Genomic DNA, 14,964 nt, shown 5'->3' on the forward strand with positions numbered 1-14,964 from the left:
GGGAGGGGTCCTACCGGGTGACCCGCAGAGCTGGTATGCGGGTCAGCGGACTGTCTGCGGATCGGATAATGGGTCAACGGGCGACAGGTGGGGGTCCATCGGGCTGCACCGGGCCGCGCGCGCGGAGTACCCTTCCGTGATCACTGGAGACGGGCGTCCAGACGCAGAAGGCGGTGCACGGGTGAGCTCGGGAGGTCTGGAGCTGCCCCCTGGTGACAGCAGTCACGAGGGTGGCCCGGCGGACGCCCCAGGAGGTGTCCCGGGCGGGGCACCGACGGGGATCGCGGCCGGAGCGGTCTCCCTGGCGGGCGGACCGGCGGAGGCCGGGAGCGCCGGGGGTCCTGGATCCGCCGGCGCCGAACTCGACTGGAGCACGGAGGCCTGGAGCGAGGTCCGCACTCGGGCGCAGCGGGCCGGCCGAGCGTACATCTGGCTGAACCTCATCGAACAGCGGCTGCGCTCGGTGGTCGGGGCGGTGCTCCGGCCGATCTACGAGCCGGTGCACGGCGGGGACGACTGGGTGGTCGCGGCCGCCGGGCCCGCCGGGCAGGAATGGGTGCAGCGGGCCGTGGCCGTCCGCGAGGTCAGCCGGCGCAAGGGCTACCTGCTCGACTCGGCCGACGACAACGTGCTGAGCTTCCTGACCCTGCCCCAGCTGCGGGAGCTGATGGTCCAGCACTGGCCGTGCTTCGAGCCGTACTTCGACGACCGGCGCGAGATCGAGCTGGCCCTGGACGAGCTGGAGGTCACCCGCAACGTCGTCTCCCGCAACCGGGCGCTGTCGCGGCCCGTACTGGAGCAGGCGGAACGGGCCTCGGCGCGGCTGCTGGAGGTCCTCGGCGGCGGCGCCGGCAGCCCCTCGGCGGACCGGCTGCCGATCGACGCCGTCGAGGACCTGGTGGGCGACCGCTACGCGGACGTCATCTCCGTCCACCCGGACCGGGTGCGCCTGCAGCGGCAGCTCCCCGCGGAGGACCTCTTCGGGGGCGCGCGGCGGCTCGACGCCATCGGCATAGGGCTCAACCTGCTGGTCCAGAACTTCTCGGGCCGAAGACTCGTCCGGCTCACGGAGGCCGGCTGCCGGGTGCGGCTGCTGTTCCTGAACCCGGCGAGCAGCGCGGTCAAGCGGCGCGAGCGGGAACTGGGACTGCGCAAGGGCGAGCTGAGCCGCTCGGTGGAGATGAACATCCTGCACGTCCGCCGGGTCCGGGCGGGCCTGCGGGACCCCTCGCGCTTCGAGATCCACGTCTTCGACGAGACCCCGCGCTTCACCGCCTACCTGGTGGAGGGGAACTCCTCGGGCATCGCGGTGGTCCAGTCGTACCTGCGGCGGGCGCGCGGGATGGAATCGCCCGTCCTGGTCCTGCGGGGCGGCGGGCGCGGCGTCCCGAAGGACGCGGACCACGGGCTGTTCGCGACGTACCGGGAGGAGTTCGAGTCGATGTGGGAGGACTCCCGCCCCGTGTCGTGACCCCCCTGAGGGGGGTGTCGTCGGGTTTGTCAGTGCCCCGTGGCAGGCTGAAAGCCGTTGACCGAAGGCGTACGGGGGAGGGGCACGGCATGGGGGATCTGGAACGGACCGGCGCGGGGGAACCGGGGGAATCGCGGGGGTTCCTGCGATGAGCTGGATCAGCGGGCCGATGGTGGCCTTCGACCTGGAGACGACCGGGACCGACATCGAGTCCGACCGCATCGTCACCGCCGCGGTCGTGGCCATGGAGCCGGACGGCCGGGTCGCGCGGACCCGCACATGGCTGCTCGATCCCGGCGTGGCCATCCCGGAACAGGCGGCGGCGATCCACGGCATCTCCACCGAGCACGCCCGCACCGAGGGCGTGCCGGCCGCCCCGGCGATCGCGGAGATCACCCGGACGCTCGCCGACGGGCTGCGCTCCGGCACCCCGCTGGTGGTGATGAACGCACGCTACGACCTGTCCCTGCTCGACCGAGAGTGCCGCCGGCACGGGATCGCATCGCTGGCCGACCGGCTGCCGGGCAGGCCCGCGCCCGTCATCGACCCCTTGGTCCTCGACAAGCATGCGGACCGGTACCGGAAGGGCAGGCGGACCCTGCAGGCCCTCTGCGAGCACTACGGAGTGACCCTCGACGACGCGCACAACGCGGCCGCCGACGCCCTCGCGGCGGCGCGCGCGGCCCGCCGGGTGGGCGCGAGGCACGCCTCCATAGGCACGATCGAGCTGGCGGACCTCCACGACCTCCAGATCCGCGCGGCCGCCCAGCAGGCCGAGTCGCTCCAGAGCTACCTCCGGCGCACTTCGGACCCCGAGGCGATAGTCGAGCCGGCGTGGCCGGTGGTCCCGCACCGGGAGAGCCAGGACTCCGGGCGATGATGAGGCCTTCGACGTCTTGGGCGTACACCTTGAGACCTTGCGGGCTCGCATGCCTTCGCAGCGGTTCCGCACGCTGGTGACGGCCGCCGCACGGACCACCACCTGATCGAGGTTCCCCCACGGGGCGGGCGGTCCTTGAGGCCGGCGCAGACCATGACCAGGCCGCCGTGCACGCCGCCGGCGGGCGTCGATCGTCTCCTCGACGAGGCCGGGGGCGCCGGTTGCGCGGATCAGGCGGTGCAGGCGGTCCGTCCGCTTCGTCGTCGTCGAGTCCCGGCCGTCCCAGCAGCGAGCGCAGACCGAGGACCTGGAGAACTTGGTGCCCCCTGGGCAGCTGACGGCCGGCCGGGAACGGGGCGGACGCGTCGTCATCCGTCCCCACAGTGGAGGGGCTACGGCCAGATCCGCCGGCAAAGGAACCGAGGGTTCCGACGTTTGGAAACCTCGTCGCGGTGAAGACGCGCGTTGACATCGTTCTTATTCTGCGAGGTAGGAGAAGCGCATGGGCATCATTGCCTGGATCTTGATCGGACTGCTCGCGGGCTTCATCGCGAAGGCGCTGATGCCGGGCAGGGACCCGGGCGGCGTCATCATCACGATGCTGATCGGCATCGCTGGCGGTCTCCTCGGCGGCTGGCTCGGCAAGGTCATCTTCGGCGTCGACTCCATCGACGGCTTCTTCGACCTCTCCACCTGGATCGCCGCGATCATCGGCTCCGTCATCCTCCTCGTGATCTACCGACTGGTCACCGGCAACAAGCGCAATCACCGCCACGCCTGAGCGGCCCGGTCCCACTGCCACACGCGAACGGCTCCCCCTCCTTTCGAGGGCGGAGCCGTTTGCCGTCGGGAGTCCAAGCAGACCCGGGCCTCGCTTCCCCGGTGTACCGCTGCGTCAGAGTTTCAAGGTGACCTGCCGGCCGGCGCGAGTAGTCACATGTTGCCGGACAAGTCCCAGCACTCGGCCAGGTCCGTACACATAATCCAACGGCTTTGTGCGGGCGCTGGGTTCCCGTCCGCGGTGTGACTTTTCGCCGACCCTGTACGCCTTCTCGCCGTGGTGATCACCACCCCATACTCCCCAAGCGCGACCGGTGGCCGACGGCCGCCCGGTGCCGGAGGAACGACGAGCAGGGGAGTGGGACAGGGTGGAATCAGCGACGGTCACGGCGGCGGCCGCGGGTACGTGGAGGCTCGGCGATCTGGAGGTGAACCGCCTCGGGTTCGGGTCGCTGCGGCTGACCGGGAACGGGATGGGTGGGAACTCCGACGGCGCCCCGATCGACAGGGAAGTCGCCGTTCGGATCTTGCGGAGCGCGGTCGGGCTCGGGGTGAACCACATCGACACCGCCTCGTTCTACTTCTCGCCGCTGCGCTCCGCGAACGAGCTGATCAACCGCGCGTTGGCGCCGTACTCCGACGATCTGGTCATCGCCACCAAGGTCGGGCCGTGGCGGGGCCCGTCGGGCGAATGGCTGGGGATGGCCGGGCCCGAACAGCTGCGCGGGCAGGTCGAGGAGAACCTGCGTCAGCTCGGCCGGGACCACCTCGACGTCGTCAACCTGCGGGTGAACGGGATCGTGTCGGTCGCGGACCACTTCGGTGCGCTGGCCGAGCTGCGGAAGGCCGGGCTGATCCGGCACCTGGGGCTGTCCTGCGTCACGCCCGAACAGCTCGCCGAGGCCCTGACCATCGCGCCCGTGGTCTGCGTGCAGAATCCGTACGGCCTGGATCAGCGGCGCGCGGACGATGACGCACTGGTCGACGACTGCCACCGGCAGGGCATCGCCTTCGTGCCGTTCTTCGCGATCTCGGGCCGCCGGCGCGAGGCGCCGGCGGCCGGCTCCCACCACGACGCGCTCCGCGTGGTCGCCCGCGCGCACGGTGCGACACCCGCGCAGGTCCTTCTGGCCTGGACACTGCACCGCGGGCCGAACGTACTGGCGATCCCCGGCACCTCCAACCCCGATCACCTGGCGGAGAACATCGCCGCCGGCGCGCTGCGGCTGTCCCGGGACGACCTGGAAACCTTGGACACCGTGAAGGCGCAGTCCTAGCGGGCTGGTTGCGAGTCGCCCGGCGGGTCGGGCGATCGGGGGCCCCTCAGGTCCTACCTGAGGGGCGCGCCCTCCCTCCGCCAGGGGAGGCGGCCCGCCGTGACGGACGATGTGCGGCTGCCGTGTCCGAAGCCAGCATGTACGTCATGACGACAGCCCACGCTCCCCTCCCCTCCCTCGCACCCGCGCCGGCCTGGGCTCGCCGCGCCGCCCACGCCATAGCCCTCTGCGCGGTCCCGTCCGGTCTGTGGCGTATCGCCATGGCCTCCGGTGTCTACGTGGGCTACAGCGACCAGGTGCTGCGCGACGTCTTCGACATCCCGGGATGGGGCATCGCGTACGTCGTCGGCCTCTCCGTCCTGGCCGAGGCGGCCGCTCTGTTTCCGCTCCTCCTCGTCAGCGACAGGTGGCAGCCGCTGCGCCCCCGGGCACTCGCCAGGCTGGCCTGGACCGGCACGGGCGCCCTGGTCCTGGTGGCGCTGTGGCAACTCGTGGTCGCTTTCACCGTCGAAAGCAAGACGTACATGTCGAGCGATACCGCACTGACCGTCTGGTGGCTCGCCTTCGCCCCGCTGTTCGCCATCCCCGCCTTGATGACCGCGGTGACCTGGTCGTACGCAAAACGGCGCCGGGCATGAGGAGCGCGAACCCGTTCAGGCGGGCACGAACGGCCAGGAGTCGACGTACTCGATGTGGATCTCCCGGGTGCGGGCGTCGCCGCGGTGGAGGCGGGCACAGTAGTGGCCGTGGCGCGTGGCGTCGCGGACGTGAGCCGGGCCGTGCCGGGCGACCTCGCGGAAGAGGCCGGCGGTCTCGCGGAACGCCTTCGCGCTGCCCGTCATGAACAGCGTCTCGGCATGGAGGTGCTGGTGGAAGTGGTCGCGGTTCCCGGCGTGGCGCAGGGCCTCGTAGTCGATCTCCGGTTCCGACGCGGGCGCGCTGACGCTCCGGCGGCGGCCCGGGCCGAGCCGCCCCCGCAGTTCCTTCCAGCGCGAGGGCGCGAACCGGAGCGAGTGGTGCAGCAGAACGAGGTCGAGCGGTCGTGATCCCGGCTCCCCCGCGCCGGCGCCGGTGGGGCGCAGCGGCACGTGGACCAGCCAGCGCGGGGAGATGGCGGCCAGGCTCCACAGCCCGGCCAGGAGCCGCGCGGCCTCCTGGCCGACGTACGCGTTCAGGTACGGGCCCTCGTCCAGGAGCAGCGCGCGCCGCGGCGGCAGTGCCGGGCGGACGACCTGGAACTCCTGCGGACCCAGACGGGCCTGATGGACGGTGACGGGTATCTGCACGTGCATGGTCCCTTGCTACCGGGGTCCTAGAAGGAATGCCAGCGCGTTTCCGGATCGCCGTCCCTGAGGGAGGTCACGCGGCGGCGGAACTCGGCGAGCGCCCTCGGGTTGCCCGGGGCGTGCTGGGAGACCCAGGCGCAGCTCGCCGTCTCCCGGGCCCCGCGCAGGACCGCGCAGCCCGGCCAGTCACGGACGTCCCACCCGTACGCCGACACGAACGCCCCGTACTCCTCGTCGGGCATGCCGTACCGGTCGCGCGAGAGGGCCATCACCACCAGGTCGTGCTCGCGCAGATCGGCCGAGACGGTCTCCAGGTCGACCAGGGCCGGGCCGTCCGGGCCCACGTGGACGTTGCGGGGCAGGGCGTCGCCGTGGACCGGGCCGGGCGGGATGTGCGGGGCCAGGGCCGCCACCTCGCCGGCGTAGGCGTCCCGGCGGGCCCACAGGTACGCCGCGTCGGCAGGGTCGATCGCGTCCCCCGCCAGCCGCAGCCAGCGCTCCACCCCGCCCAGCAGGTCCCGCGCGGGCAAGGCGAAGGGCGGCGCGGGCAGGGCGTGGACGGCGCGCAGCAGCACCGCCAGGTCCTCGGCGCCCGCGGGCCGGACCGCGTCGGGGAGCCGGTGCCACACGGTGAGCGGATGCCCTTCGACCAGCCGCGGCTCCGGCTCGGCCGCACGGACCGCCGGGACCCCGGCCGCCGCGAACCAGTCGGCCACCGCGAGCTCCCGCCGGGCCCGCTCCAGCAGCGCCGCCTCCCGGCCCACCTTCACCACGAGGTCGCCGACGGCGAAGACGGCGTTCTCGCCGAACGCGAGGAGGGCCGGCTCGCGGGTCGCCCCGCGCGTGAGGCCCGCCGCCGTCAGTACCCGCCTGGCCTGCGCTTCGTCCATGCCGTCGGTTCCCGTTCCGTTCCCGTTCCTGTGCCTGTGCCTGTGCCTGATCGTGCTCCGGCTCCGGCTCCGGCTTCGGCTCCTGCGGCCGGCGTGATCACGACGCATCCGAGTTCTACCACCGCCCGCCGCCGGCCCCCGCGGGTGGTGGCTTCGGGAGGGCGGCCCGATGCTGGAGGCATGGGCGCCGACCGTGACGCAGGCGCCGCCCGCGGCCCCGGCGGCGTGGCGCGGCGCGCCATCCGCACCACGCTTGCCGCGTGCGCCGGGTTCTTCCTCTTCCTGTACGGGCTGGACCTGTCCGTCGCCGCGACGTACGCCCTGTTCGCCGTCGTGTCGATGGCGGCCCTCTCGCACATCCCCGGCACCGGCCCCCAGCGGGCGGTAGTCATCGCCCGCACGACGCCGCTGGCCTGGGTGCTGGTCACGATCGGCACCTACCTCGCGGTGCGCACCTGGACCGCCGTGGCCGGCATGCTGGTGATCGGCTTCTGCCTCGCCTTCGTGGCCGTGGCCGGGCCCCGGCCGTCGGGCGCCGCACCCGGCCTGCAGCTGCTCTACATCCTCCCGTGCTTCCCGCCCTACGCCCCCGACACCCTCGGCGAGCGCCTGCTGGGGACGACCGTCGGCCTCGCGCTGCTGATCCTCGCCGAGCTCTTCGTCCTGCCCGAGCCGCGCGGCACCTCCTACCGGTCGCTGGCCGCCGAGGCCGCCGACACCGCCGCCCGCTGCGCCGACGAGCTGCGCCGTGCCCCGTACACGCTGTCCGCCGCCGGGGCGGAGGCGGCCAGGGCGGCCGGCGAGGCGCTGCGGCCCTTCCGGGTCCCCGAGGCCGAGCGGCCCGCCGGGCCGGGGCTGCGGGACCGCGGGCTCGCGCATGCGGGCCTGGCCGCCCGTACGCTCCTGAACCGCATGGTGAACCTGCCCGCGCCGCCCCCGGACCGCCCGCCGCCGGAGCAGGCGCCCGGGGTGCCCGCCGCGGTCGGCGCGGCCGTCGCCGAGAGCGCGGCCCTGCTGCGTGGCACCGGCGACTCCGTCGACGCGGCCCGCGCCCTGCGACACGTACGGGCCGAGGCCGTGGCGGTGGACGAGCGGCCGGCGAACGAGGCACTGGGCGTGCGCAGGGCGGCGCTGCTGGAAGTGGCGGACGCCGCCGTCGCCTTCACGACGGCTGCCGAACTCGCGGTACGGGGCTTGCGCGCGCGGCTGCCGGCCGAGATCGACGCGGGCCGCTTCTGGTACGCCGGCCGGCACGCCCCCAGCCTGTGGTGGCACCGGCTGGCCGCGCACGCCGGGCCGCGGTCCGTGCACTTCCAGAACGCGGTGCGGCTCAGCCTCGCGCTCGCGGCCGCCCGCACGATCGCGGGCATCGACTCCCTGCCCCACGGCTTCTGGGCGATGCTCGCCGTGCTCAGCCTGACCCGGACCACGGTCTCGCAGACGCGGGCGACCGTACGCGTGGCGCTCACGGGCACGCTGCTCGGCGCCCTCACGGCCGGCGTCCTACTGGCCCTCATCGGCGTGCACAGCACCGTCTACGCGGTCGCCCTGCCGTTCGTCATGTTCGTGGCGTTCCGGGTCGGGCCGGTGCGGGGCGTGGGCTGGGCCCAGGGCATGTTCACCCTTGTCGTGTCCTTCGTCTTCGCCCAGCTGGCGCCGGTGACCTGGCAGCTGGCCGAGGTCAGGATCCTGGACGTGGTCATCGGCAGCCTGATCGGCATCGTGTTCGGGCTGCTCGCCTGGCCGCGGGGGGCGCAGGTGGAGCTGCACCGGGCGGTCGCCCTGCTGCTGGCGGAGGCGGCCGACAAGGTCGGGAGCACCGCGGCCGCCGTGGCGGGGGGCGGGCCGGGACGGCCCCCGGACGACACGGCGCTGCAGCGTGCTCTGCTGCTGGCGGAGTCCGCGTTCTCGCAGCGCCTGAGCGAGCCCCGCGCGCCGGTCGGCGCCCCCGCGGACTGGCAGGCGGCCCTGATGACGGGCCACCACGTGCTGTGGGGCTCGCGGCGGCTGCTCGCCCGAGGCGGCCCACCCCTGGAACCGGCCCAGCAGACGCGCCTGCGCGGCCGGGCGACGCGGGTGGCCACCGGCCTGCGCGCCGCCTCGGCCCTGACGTCGAACACGTCCCCACCACCGCACAAGGACCATCCGACGGGCAAGGACCTGCCGATGGACCCGCGGCAGCCGGTGCCGGTGGACGACCCGCCGGCGGTCCACGCCCTGCCGGCCGTCCGCGCCCTGCCGGCGGACGGACTGCCGGCGGACGGACCGCCGACGGACGGACTGCCCGCTCCCGGCCGGGAGCCCCCCGACGGAGCGGGGGACGGGGTCGCCCTGCCGCGGTTCTACGCGGGCCTGGCCTGGCTCGACTCGCTGACCACCGACGTCGAGCGCGTCACCGCACCCATCGGCGGTTCCGGCGGGCCGGACGGGACGGCGCCCTGAAATTGGTTGCACGAGACGTCTCGTCTCGTTATGGTCTGATCATGACCTCCGCCCAGCCCGCCGCCGGCGTCGCGCACATCGCCATGTTCTCCATCGCCGCCCACGGCCACGTGAACCCGAGCATCGAAGTGATCCGCGAGCTCGTCGCCCGCGGCCACCGCGTCAGCTACGCCATCCCCGCCGCCTTCGCCGAGAAGATCGCGGAGACCGGCGCCACGCCCGTGATCTACACCTCCACCCTCCCCACCGACGACGACCCGGAGGCCTGGGGCACCGAGCTCATCGAGAACCTGGAGCCCTTCCTGGACGACGCCGTCCAGGCACTCCCGCAGCTCGCCGCCGCCTTCGACGGCGACGAGCCGGACCTCGTCCTGCACGACATCACCTCCTACCCGGCGCCCGTGCTCGCCCACCGGTGGGGCGTCCCCGCCGTCTCCCTCTCCCCGAACCTCGTCGCCTGGGAGGGGTACGAGCAGGAGGTGGCCGAGCCGATGTTCGCCGAGCTGAAGGCCTCCGAACGGGGCCGGGCGTACTACGCCCGATTCGCCGCCTGGCTCACCGAGAACGGCCTCCCGGACGATGTCGACCGCTTCCAGGGCCGGCCGCGCCGCAGCCTGGTCCTGATCCCCAGGGCCCTTCAGCCCCACGCCGACCGCGTCGACGAGTCCGCGTACACCTTCGTCGGCGCCTGCCAGGGCGACCGCGCGCCCCAGGGCCGCTGGCACAGGCCCGCCACCGCCGAGGGCAAGAAGGTCGTGCTCGTCTCGCTCGGCTCCGCCTTCACCAAGCAGCCCGCCTTCTACCGCGCCTGCATCGACGCCTTCGCGGACCTGCCCGACTGGCACGTCGTCCTCCAGATCGGCAAGTTCACCGACGAGGCCGAGCTCGGCGAGATCCCCGCCAACGTCGAGGTCCACCGCTGGGTTCCCCAGCTGGACATCCTGCGCCAGGCCGACGCCTTCATCACCCACGCGGGCGCCGGCGGCAGCCAGGAAGGGCTCGCCACCGCCACCCCGATGGTCGCCGTCCCGCAAGCCGTCGACCAGTTCGGCAACGCCGACATGCTGGTCTCGCTCGGCGTGGCCCGCCACGTTCCGATGGCGGACGCCGACGCCCGGACCCTCCGGGAGGCGGTCCTCGCCCTGGTCGCCGACCCCGAGGTCGCCGCCCGCGCCGCGGACGTGCGCGCCCGGATGGCGGCCGAAGGGGGCACGCGGCAGGCCGCCTACCTCATCGAGGCCGAACTGTCATAGCCACCGCCTAAGGTGCCGCCATGACGAAGAAGGCCACGACCACGAAGTACGCGGCGCTGCTGCGCGGCATCAACGTCGGCGGGAGCAAGAAGGTCCCGATGGCGGAGCTGCGCTCCGTGCTGGAGGAGCTCGGCCACGGCGACGTACAGACGTACCTGCAGAGCGGCAACGCCGTCTTCAGCAGCGTGGAGAGGGACCCGGCGGCGCTCGCCCGGGAGCTGGAGACGGCCATCGAGGCCCGCTTCGGCTTCCGGGTGGCGTGCCTGGTGGTGGACGGGGCGTACCTGCGCGCCGTCGCCGGCGCCTGCCCCTTCCCGGCCGCGGAGCTGGAGGGCAAGCAGCTCCACGCCACCTTCTTCTCCGAACAGCCGGGCGCGGAGCGCTTCGCCGCGCTCGACCAGGCCTCGTACCTCCCCGAGGAGTACCGGCTCGGCGACCGCGTCCTCTACCTCTACGCCCCCGACGGCCTGGGCCGCTCCAAACTGGCCGAGGCCCTCGCCAGGCCCGCCGTCGTCAAGGGCATCGACGTGACCACCCGCAACTGGAACACCGTCGCCAAGCTCGTCGAACTGACCGCCGTGCCGAGCTGACCGGAGCCAGAGGGCGTCCAGCACCGCCAGCTCGCGCGGCCACAGGTGGATCGTCGCCGCGTCCAGGTTCTCCGCCAGGTGGCCGGGGGAACCGGTGCCGGGAGTCGGGCACAGGACGGCCGAGCGGTGCAGCAGCCACGCCGGCGCGATCTGGCCCGTCAGGTTGTACGCGTTCTGGACCGAGGCGATCGGGACGGACTCCAGCGCCAGCCGCAGCTGCTCCGCGGTGACGGTGTCCAGCCCGATGTGCCGGATCTTGCCCTGCGCCCGCAACGCGGCGAGCGCGCGCAGCTGTTGGCCGCCCGTGCCGAACCCGAGCCGCCGTACCGGAAGATCGCCGTCGAGTGTGAATATCCGTTCCGCCGTGCCCCCGACCGTAGAGCGGGGCGCCGGATGTGCCAGGCTCGTGGCATGCGTTACATCATCATCGGCGCGGGCGCTGTGGGCGCCACCATCGGCGGACGGCTCGCGGAGGCGGGCGGCGAGGTCGTCCTCGTCGCGCGCGGCGCGCACGCGGAGGCCCTGCGGGCCGACGGGCTGCGGCTCACCACGGCCGACGGGGAGCGGGTACACCGGCTGCCCGTGGTCACCGGACCGGACGAGCTGGGCGAACTGCGCCCCGACGACGTGCTGTTGCTGGCGGTGAAGACGCAGCACGCGGTCGCCGCGCTCGACACGTGGGGCGACGCGGAGGTCGCGGGCGGCGGCACGGCCGCGCAGCGGCTGCCGGTGCTGTGCGCGCAGAACGGCGTGGAGAGCGAGCGGATGGCCCTACGGCGCTTCGCGCGCGTGTACGGGGTGTGCGTATGGCTGCCCTCGACCTTCCTGGAGCCGGGCGTGGTCTCGGCCCTGTGCGCGCCGCTGACCGGCATCCTGCACGTGGGCCGGGCGGCGGGCGGCGCGGACGCGCTGTGCCGGGCCGTCGCGGAGGACCTCGGGAAGGCCGGCTTCGAGGCGCCGGTGGTCGAGGACGTGATGCGGTGGAAGTACGCGAAGCTGCTGGGGAACCTGGGCAACGCCGTCCAGGCGACGACCGGGCCGGAGCCGGACCCGGCGAAGGCGGCGCTGCTGCTGCGGGCCGTCCGCGAGGCGAAGGCGGTCTTCGGGGCGGCGGGCATCGCCTACGCCTCGGACGCGGAGCAGTCGCTGGCACGGGACGGCAAGGTGAACCAGGGGCCGGGGGTCCGGGGCGGATCGTCCTGGCAGAGCCTGGCGCGCGGGGCGGGCTCGGTGGAAGCGGACTACCTCAACGGGGAGATCTCCCTGCTGGGGCGGCTGCACGGGGTCCCGACCCCGGTCAACGACGTACTGCGGCACGCGGCGAACATCTTCGCGCGTGAGGGCCTCCCCCCGGGCGCGATGTCCATCGAGGACCTCACCGCCCTGGCCGACGAGGCCGCGGCCCGCGCGTAGTCGCCCGGGTGCGGCATTTTCAGCCCCTCCGGCGTTTGAGGCGCGGGGTCCGGGGCGGAGCCCCGGGTCTTTGAGCCGCGCCGGCGTTCGAGGCGCGGCCGCGGCGGGTCAGGCCGACAGGGCCGGGAGCCTCGCGGGAGCAGCGGCCGCCGAGGCGTCGTAGCGGCGCAGCAGGAGGCTGGCCAGTTCGGGGGCCGCGCCCAGGACGTCGGCCAGGACGTCCGCGCCCGCGGCTTCGGCGCCCGCCGCGATGCGGTCCGGGAGCCGCCCGGGGGCGATGACGTACGGGGCCACCGCCACCCGGGCGAAGCCCTCGGCGCGCAGGGCCCGTACGGCGTCCTCCGTACGGGGGAGAGCAGCGGAGGCGAACGCAGGCCGCACGGCGCACCAACCGGTGTGCCGCCACTCCCGCGCGGTTTCAGCGATCGCTGCGATCGCCTCCGGGTCCGTGGAGCCGGCGGACGCGAGCACCACCGCGGTGGTGGCGCGGTCCGCCGGGGTGAGGCCGGCTTCGGCGAGCCGGCGGTCGAGGGCGGAGAGGAGGAGCGGGGACGGGCCGAGGACGTCGGCCACCCGCACGGAGAGCCCCGGCAGGCGGGCCGTCGACTCGGCCAGCGCCGCCGGGATGTCGGACTTCGCGTGGAAGGCCCGGGTGAGGAGGAGCGGGAGGGCGACGACCTCCCGGACCCCCGACAGGTAGAGCGAGGACAGGGCCTGGCCCACCGACGGGGTGTTGAAGTCCAGGAAGGCCGTCTCCACCCGCAGTCCGGGCCGCAGCGTCCGGGCCCGCGCGACCAGGGCGTGCACGGTCGCCGCGTGCCGCGGGTCGCGGCTGCCGTGGGCGATGACCAGGAGTGCGGGTGCGTGGGACATCGGACTCAGCTCTTGACCAGCAGGCCGCGGCTGCGCAGCACCCACCGCTCGACCGGGCTGAAGATCAGCAGGTCGATGGCGATGCCGACCACCAGGATCAGGATGATCGCGAGGAACACGCCGGGCAGGTCGATGTTGTTGCGGCCGTTCTCCAGGAGCTGGCCCAGGCCCAGGCCCAGGTCGGGCGAGGAGGCGATGATCTCGGCGGCCATCAGCGAGCGCCAGGAGAAGGCCCAGCCCTGCTTGAGGCCCGCCAGGTAGCCCGGCAGCGCGGCCGGCATCACGATGTGCCGGGCCCCCCTCAGGCCGGTGGCGCCCAGGGTGCGGCCCGCCCGCAGGTAGAGCGGCGGGATCTGGTCGATGCCCGAGACCAGGCCGTTGGCGATGGACGGGACGGCGCCCAGCAGGATGACCGTGTACATCATCGCGTCGTTGAGGCCGAACCACAGGACGGCCGGCGGCACCCAGGCCACCGACGGCAGCGACTGCAGGCCCTGGAGGATCGGGCCGATCGCGGCGCGCACGAACTTCACCCGGGCGACCAGCAGGCCGAGCGGGGTGCCGATGGCCAGGGCCAGCAGGAAGCCGAGCAGGCCGCGGGAGACGCTGGTCCAGACGACATCCAGCAGGGTGCCCTGGACCCACATGTGGGACAGGCTGTCCCAGACCGCGGACAGCGGGGGCAGCTTGGTCTCCTCGGTGACCTTCGTGGCGACGAGGACCTGCCAGACCACGAGCACGAGGCCCACGGCCAGGAGGGGCGGGAGGACCTTCTTGACGAGGACCTCGCGGACCGGGGTGCGGTGGGTCTGGACCGCGTCGAGCGCGTCGAGGCCCGCTTCCAGGCGGGCCAGGTCGTCGCTCTTGCCCGTGGCCTTCGGAGTGGTGTCAGTGCTGGCCATGGCGGCGGATCTCCCCACGCAGGTGTTCAGTGATCTCAAGGGACAGTTCCGCGACGTCCGCGTCCTCGATGCGGCGCGGCTGCGGGATGTCCACGGTCCACTCCTTCGCGACCCGGCCGGGGCGGGAGGAGAGCAGGACCACGCGCTGGGCGAGGCGGACGGCCTCGCGCACGTTGTGGGTGACGAAGAGGACGGAGAGGTTCGTCTCGGCCCAGATGCGGGTGAGCTCGCCGTGCAGCACGTCCCGCGTGATGGCGTCGAGGGCCGCGAACGGCTCGTCCATCAGCAGCAGCTGGCTGTCCTGGGCGAGCGCCCGGGCCAGGGCCACGCGCTGGCGCATGCCGCCGGACAGCTCGTGCACGCGCTTGCCGTACGAGCCGCCGAGGCGGACCAGCTCCAGCAGGCGCTCGGCCTCCGGCTTGCGGTCGGCCTTGGCCACCCCGCGCAGGCGCAGGGCGAGTTCGATGTTCTTGCCCGCGGTGAGCCACGGGAAGAGGGCGTGCTCCTGGAACATGAGGGCCGGACGGCCGCCGGGGGTCTCGATGGACCCCGCGGACGGCTTGTCGAGTCCCGCGACCAGGTTCAGGAGCGTGGACTTCCCACACCCCGAGGCCCCCAGGATGGTGACGAACTCTCCGGGAGCGACATCGAGGCTGATGTCGTCCAGGACGAGCTGCGATCCGGCCGGGCCGGAGAAGGACTTCGAGACGTGCTCGATGCGGGCAGCGTGGGTCTGCTCCGCTACGGAGCCCTCGGCAGCCTTGGCAAGCGTGGTGGCCATGGTCGTCACCTCCTGGGATTGCTGGATTACGGGTTACTTGGCGCCGAGGCCGGCGTCGGAGACCTCGGGCTTGCCGGCGGCCTTGAGGACCTTGTTCAGGAGCGTCAGGTCGTAGATGCCGGCGAG

At 73.5% G+C, this 14,964-nt stretch carries 13 protein-coding genes and 2 pseudogenes; 9 read left to right on the plus strand and 6 right to left on the minus strand.

The features are described 5' to 3' along the window. The first annotated feature begins 181 nt into the window (after positions 1-181). From IF88_RS0119615 to IF88_RS0119635, 5 genes are all read left to right on the plus strand, one after another. Complete coding sequence (locus tag IF88_RS0119615) at positions 182-1,471, plus strand: SAV2148 family HEPN domain-containing protein (RefSeq protein WP_030713651.1); 1,290 nt, start codon at positions 182-184, stop codon at positions 1,469-1,471. A 148-nt stretch (positions 1,472-1,619) separates the two neighbouring features. Beyond that, positions 1,620-2,351, plus strand: coding sequence for an exonuclease domain-containing protein (locus IF88_RS0119620; protein ID WP_030713654.1), 732 nt, complete (start codon positions 1,620-1,622; stop codon positions 2,349-2,351). 502 nt (positions 2,352-2,853) lie between these two features. Then, the gene (locus tag IF88_RS0119625; RefSeq protein ID WP_030713656.1) at positions 2,854-3,132 is read left to right on the plus strand and encodes a GlsB/YeaQ/YmgE family stress response membrane protein; all 279 of its coding nucleotides are present in this window, start codon (positions 2,854-2,856) and stop codon (positions 3,130-3,132) included. A 367-nt stretch (positions 3,133-3,499) separates the two neighbouring features. Next, on the plus strand, positions 3,500-4,408 hold the full coding sequence (locus IF88_RS0119630) for an oxidoreductase (protein ID WP_030713659.1): 909 nt from the start codon (positions 3,500-3,502) through the stop codon (positions 4,406-4,408). 137 nt (positions 4,409-4,545) lie between these two features. Continuing rightward, positions 4,546-5,046, plus strand: a complete 501-nt coding sequence (locus IF88_RS0119635; protein WP_030713661.1) for a hypothetical protein — start codon at positions 4,546-4,548, stop codon at positions 5,044-5,046. A 15-nt stretch (positions 5,047-5,061) separates the two neighbouring features. On the opposite strand, the gene IF88_RS0119640 is transcribed toward IF88_RS0119635, so the two are convergent. Together IF88_RS0119640 and IF88_RS0119645 are read right to left on the minus strand one after the other, a co-directional pair. Further along, positions 5,062-5,700 carry a hypothetical protein gene (locus tag IF88_RS0119640; protein WP_078892995.1) on the minus strand — a complete coding sequence of 213 codons (639 nt, stop codon included), beginning with the start codon at positions 5,698-5,700 and terminating at the stop codon, positions 5,062-5,064. Positions 5,701-5,720: 20 nt separating this feature from the next. Continuing rightward, positions 5,721-6,584, minus strand: a complete 864-nt coding sequence (locus IF88_RS0119645) for an aminoglycoside phosphotransferase family protein (RefSeq protein ID WP_030713665.1) — start codon at positions 6,582-6,584, stop codon at positions 5,721-5,723. A gap of 180 nt (positions 6,585-6,764) precedes the next feature. On the opposite strand from IF88_RS0119645, the gene IF88_RS0119650 reads away from it, so the two are divergent. From IF88_RS0119650 to IF88_RS0119660, 3 genes and pseudogenes are all read left to right on the plus strand, one after another. After that, on the plus strand, positions 6,765-9,026 hold the full coding sequence (locus tag IF88_RS0119650) for an FUSC family protein (protein WP_063754817.1): 2,262 nt from the start codon (positions 6,765-6,767) through the stop codon (positions 9,024-9,026). Between the two features lie 6 nt (positions 9,027-9,032). Continuing rightward, positions 9,033-10,279, plus strand: a pseudogene (gene mgt, locus IF88_RS0119655) (macrolide-inactivating glycosyltransferase). Between the two features lie 20 nt (positions 10,280-10,299). Continuing rightward, complete coding sequence (locus IF88_RS0119660; protein ID WP_030713673.1) at positions 10,300-10,869, plus strand: DUF1697 domain-containing protein; 570 nt, start codon at positions 10,300-10,302, stop codon at positions 10,867-10,869. Between the two features lie 171 nt (positions 10,870-11,040). Here the strand turns inward: IF88_RS0119660 and IF88_RS49345 are convergent. Next, a pseudogene (locus tag IF88_RS49345) lies at positions 11,041-11,382 on the minus strand (hypothetical protein); the annotation flags it as partial. Between IF88_RS49345 and IF88_RS0119665 the strand changes: the two are divergent. Beyond that, complete coding sequence (locus tag IF88_RS0119665; protein WP_030713676.1) at positions 11,281-12,282, plus strand: ketopantoate reductase family protein; 1,002 nt, start codon at positions 11,281-11,283, stop codon at positions 12,280-12,282. The pseudogene IF88_RS49345 and the gene IF88_RS0119665 overlap by 102 nt on opposite strands. A 108-nt stretch (positions 12,283-12,390) precedes the next feature. Here the strand turns inward: IF88_RS0119665 and IF88_RS0119670 are convergent, their stop codons facing one another. The 3 genes from IF88_RS0119670 to IF88_RS0119680 are packed head-to-tail and all read right to left on the minus strand — an operon-like array spanning position 12,391 to position 14,838. Then, positions 12,391-13,155, minus strand: coding sequence for a sirohydrochlorin chelatase (locus tag IF88_RS0119670; RefSeq protein ID WP_030713679.1), 765 nt, complete (start codon positions 13,153-13,155; stop codon positions 12,391-12,393). Positions 13,156-13,160: 5 nt separating this feature from the next. Then, positions 13,161-14,057 carry an ABC transporter permease gene (locus IF88_RS0119675; protein WP_030713682.1) on the minus strand — a complete coding sequence of 299 codons (897 nt, stop codon included), beginning with the start codon at positions 14,055-14,057 and terminating at the stop codon, positions 13,161-13,163. Further along, positions 14,044-14,838, minus strand: coding sequence for an ABC transporter ATP-binding protein (locus IF88_RS0119680; protein WP_030713685.1), 795 nt, complete (start codon positions 14,836-14,838; stop codon positions 14,044-14,046). Before IF88_RS0119680 ends, IF88_RS0119675 begins: the two co-directional genes overlap by 14 nt. Between the last annotated feature and the right edge of the window lie 126 nt (positions 14,839-14,964).

This window comes from Streptomyces sp. NRRL F-2580, assembly GCF_000720115.1.
Classification (GTDB): Bacteria; Actinomycetota; Actinomycetes; order Streptomycetales; family Streptomycetaceae; genus Streptomyces.

Bases quoted from the DNA above. Each gene is read 5' to 3' on its own strand.
- IF88_RS0119670 (WP_030713679.1), bottom strand. From the start codon at position 13,155: ATGTCCCACGCACCCGCACTCCTGGTCATCGCCCACGGCAGCCGCGAC.
- IF88_RS0119660 (WP_030713673.1), top strand. From the start codon at position 10,300: ATGACGAAGAAGGCCACGACCACGAAGTACGCGGCGCTGCTGCGCGGC.
- IF88_RS0119675 (WP_030713682.1), bottom strand. From the start codon at position 14,057: ATGGCCAGCACTGACACCACTCCGAAGGCCACGGGCAAGAGCGACGAC.
- IF88_RS0119650 (WP_063754817.1), top strand. From the start codon at position 6,765: ATGGGCGCCGACCGTGACGCAGGCGCCGCCCGCGGCCCCGGCGGCGTG.
- IF88_RS0119665 (WP_030713676.1), top strand. From the start codon at position 11,281: ATGCGTTACATCATCATCGGCGCGGGCGCTGTGGGCGCCACCATCGGC.
- IF88_RS0119640 (WP_078892995.1), bottom strand. From the start codon at position 5,700: ATGCACGTGCAGATACCCGTCACCGTCCATCAGGCCCGTCTGGGTCCG.
- IF88_RS0119680 (WP_030713685.1), bottom strand. From the start codon at position 14,838: ATGGCCACCACGCTTGCCAAGGCTGCCGAGGGCTCCGTAGCGGAGCAG.
- IF88_RS0119625 (WP_030713656.1), top strand. From the start codon at position 2,854: ATGGGCATCATTGCCTGGATCTTGATCGGACTGCTCGCGGGCTTCATC.
- IF88_RS0119635 (WP_030713661.1), top strand. From the start codon at position 4,546: ATGTACGTCATGACGACAGCCCACGCTCCCCTCCCCTCCCTCGCACCC.
- IF88_RS0119620 (WP_030713654.1), top strand. From the start codon at position 1,620: ATGAGCTGGATCAGCGGGCCGATGGTGGCCTTCGACCTGGAGACGACC.
- IF88_RS0119645 (WP_030713665.1), bottom strand. From the start codon at position 6,584: ATGGACGAAGCGCAGGCCAGGCGGGTACTGACGGCGGCGGGCCTCACG.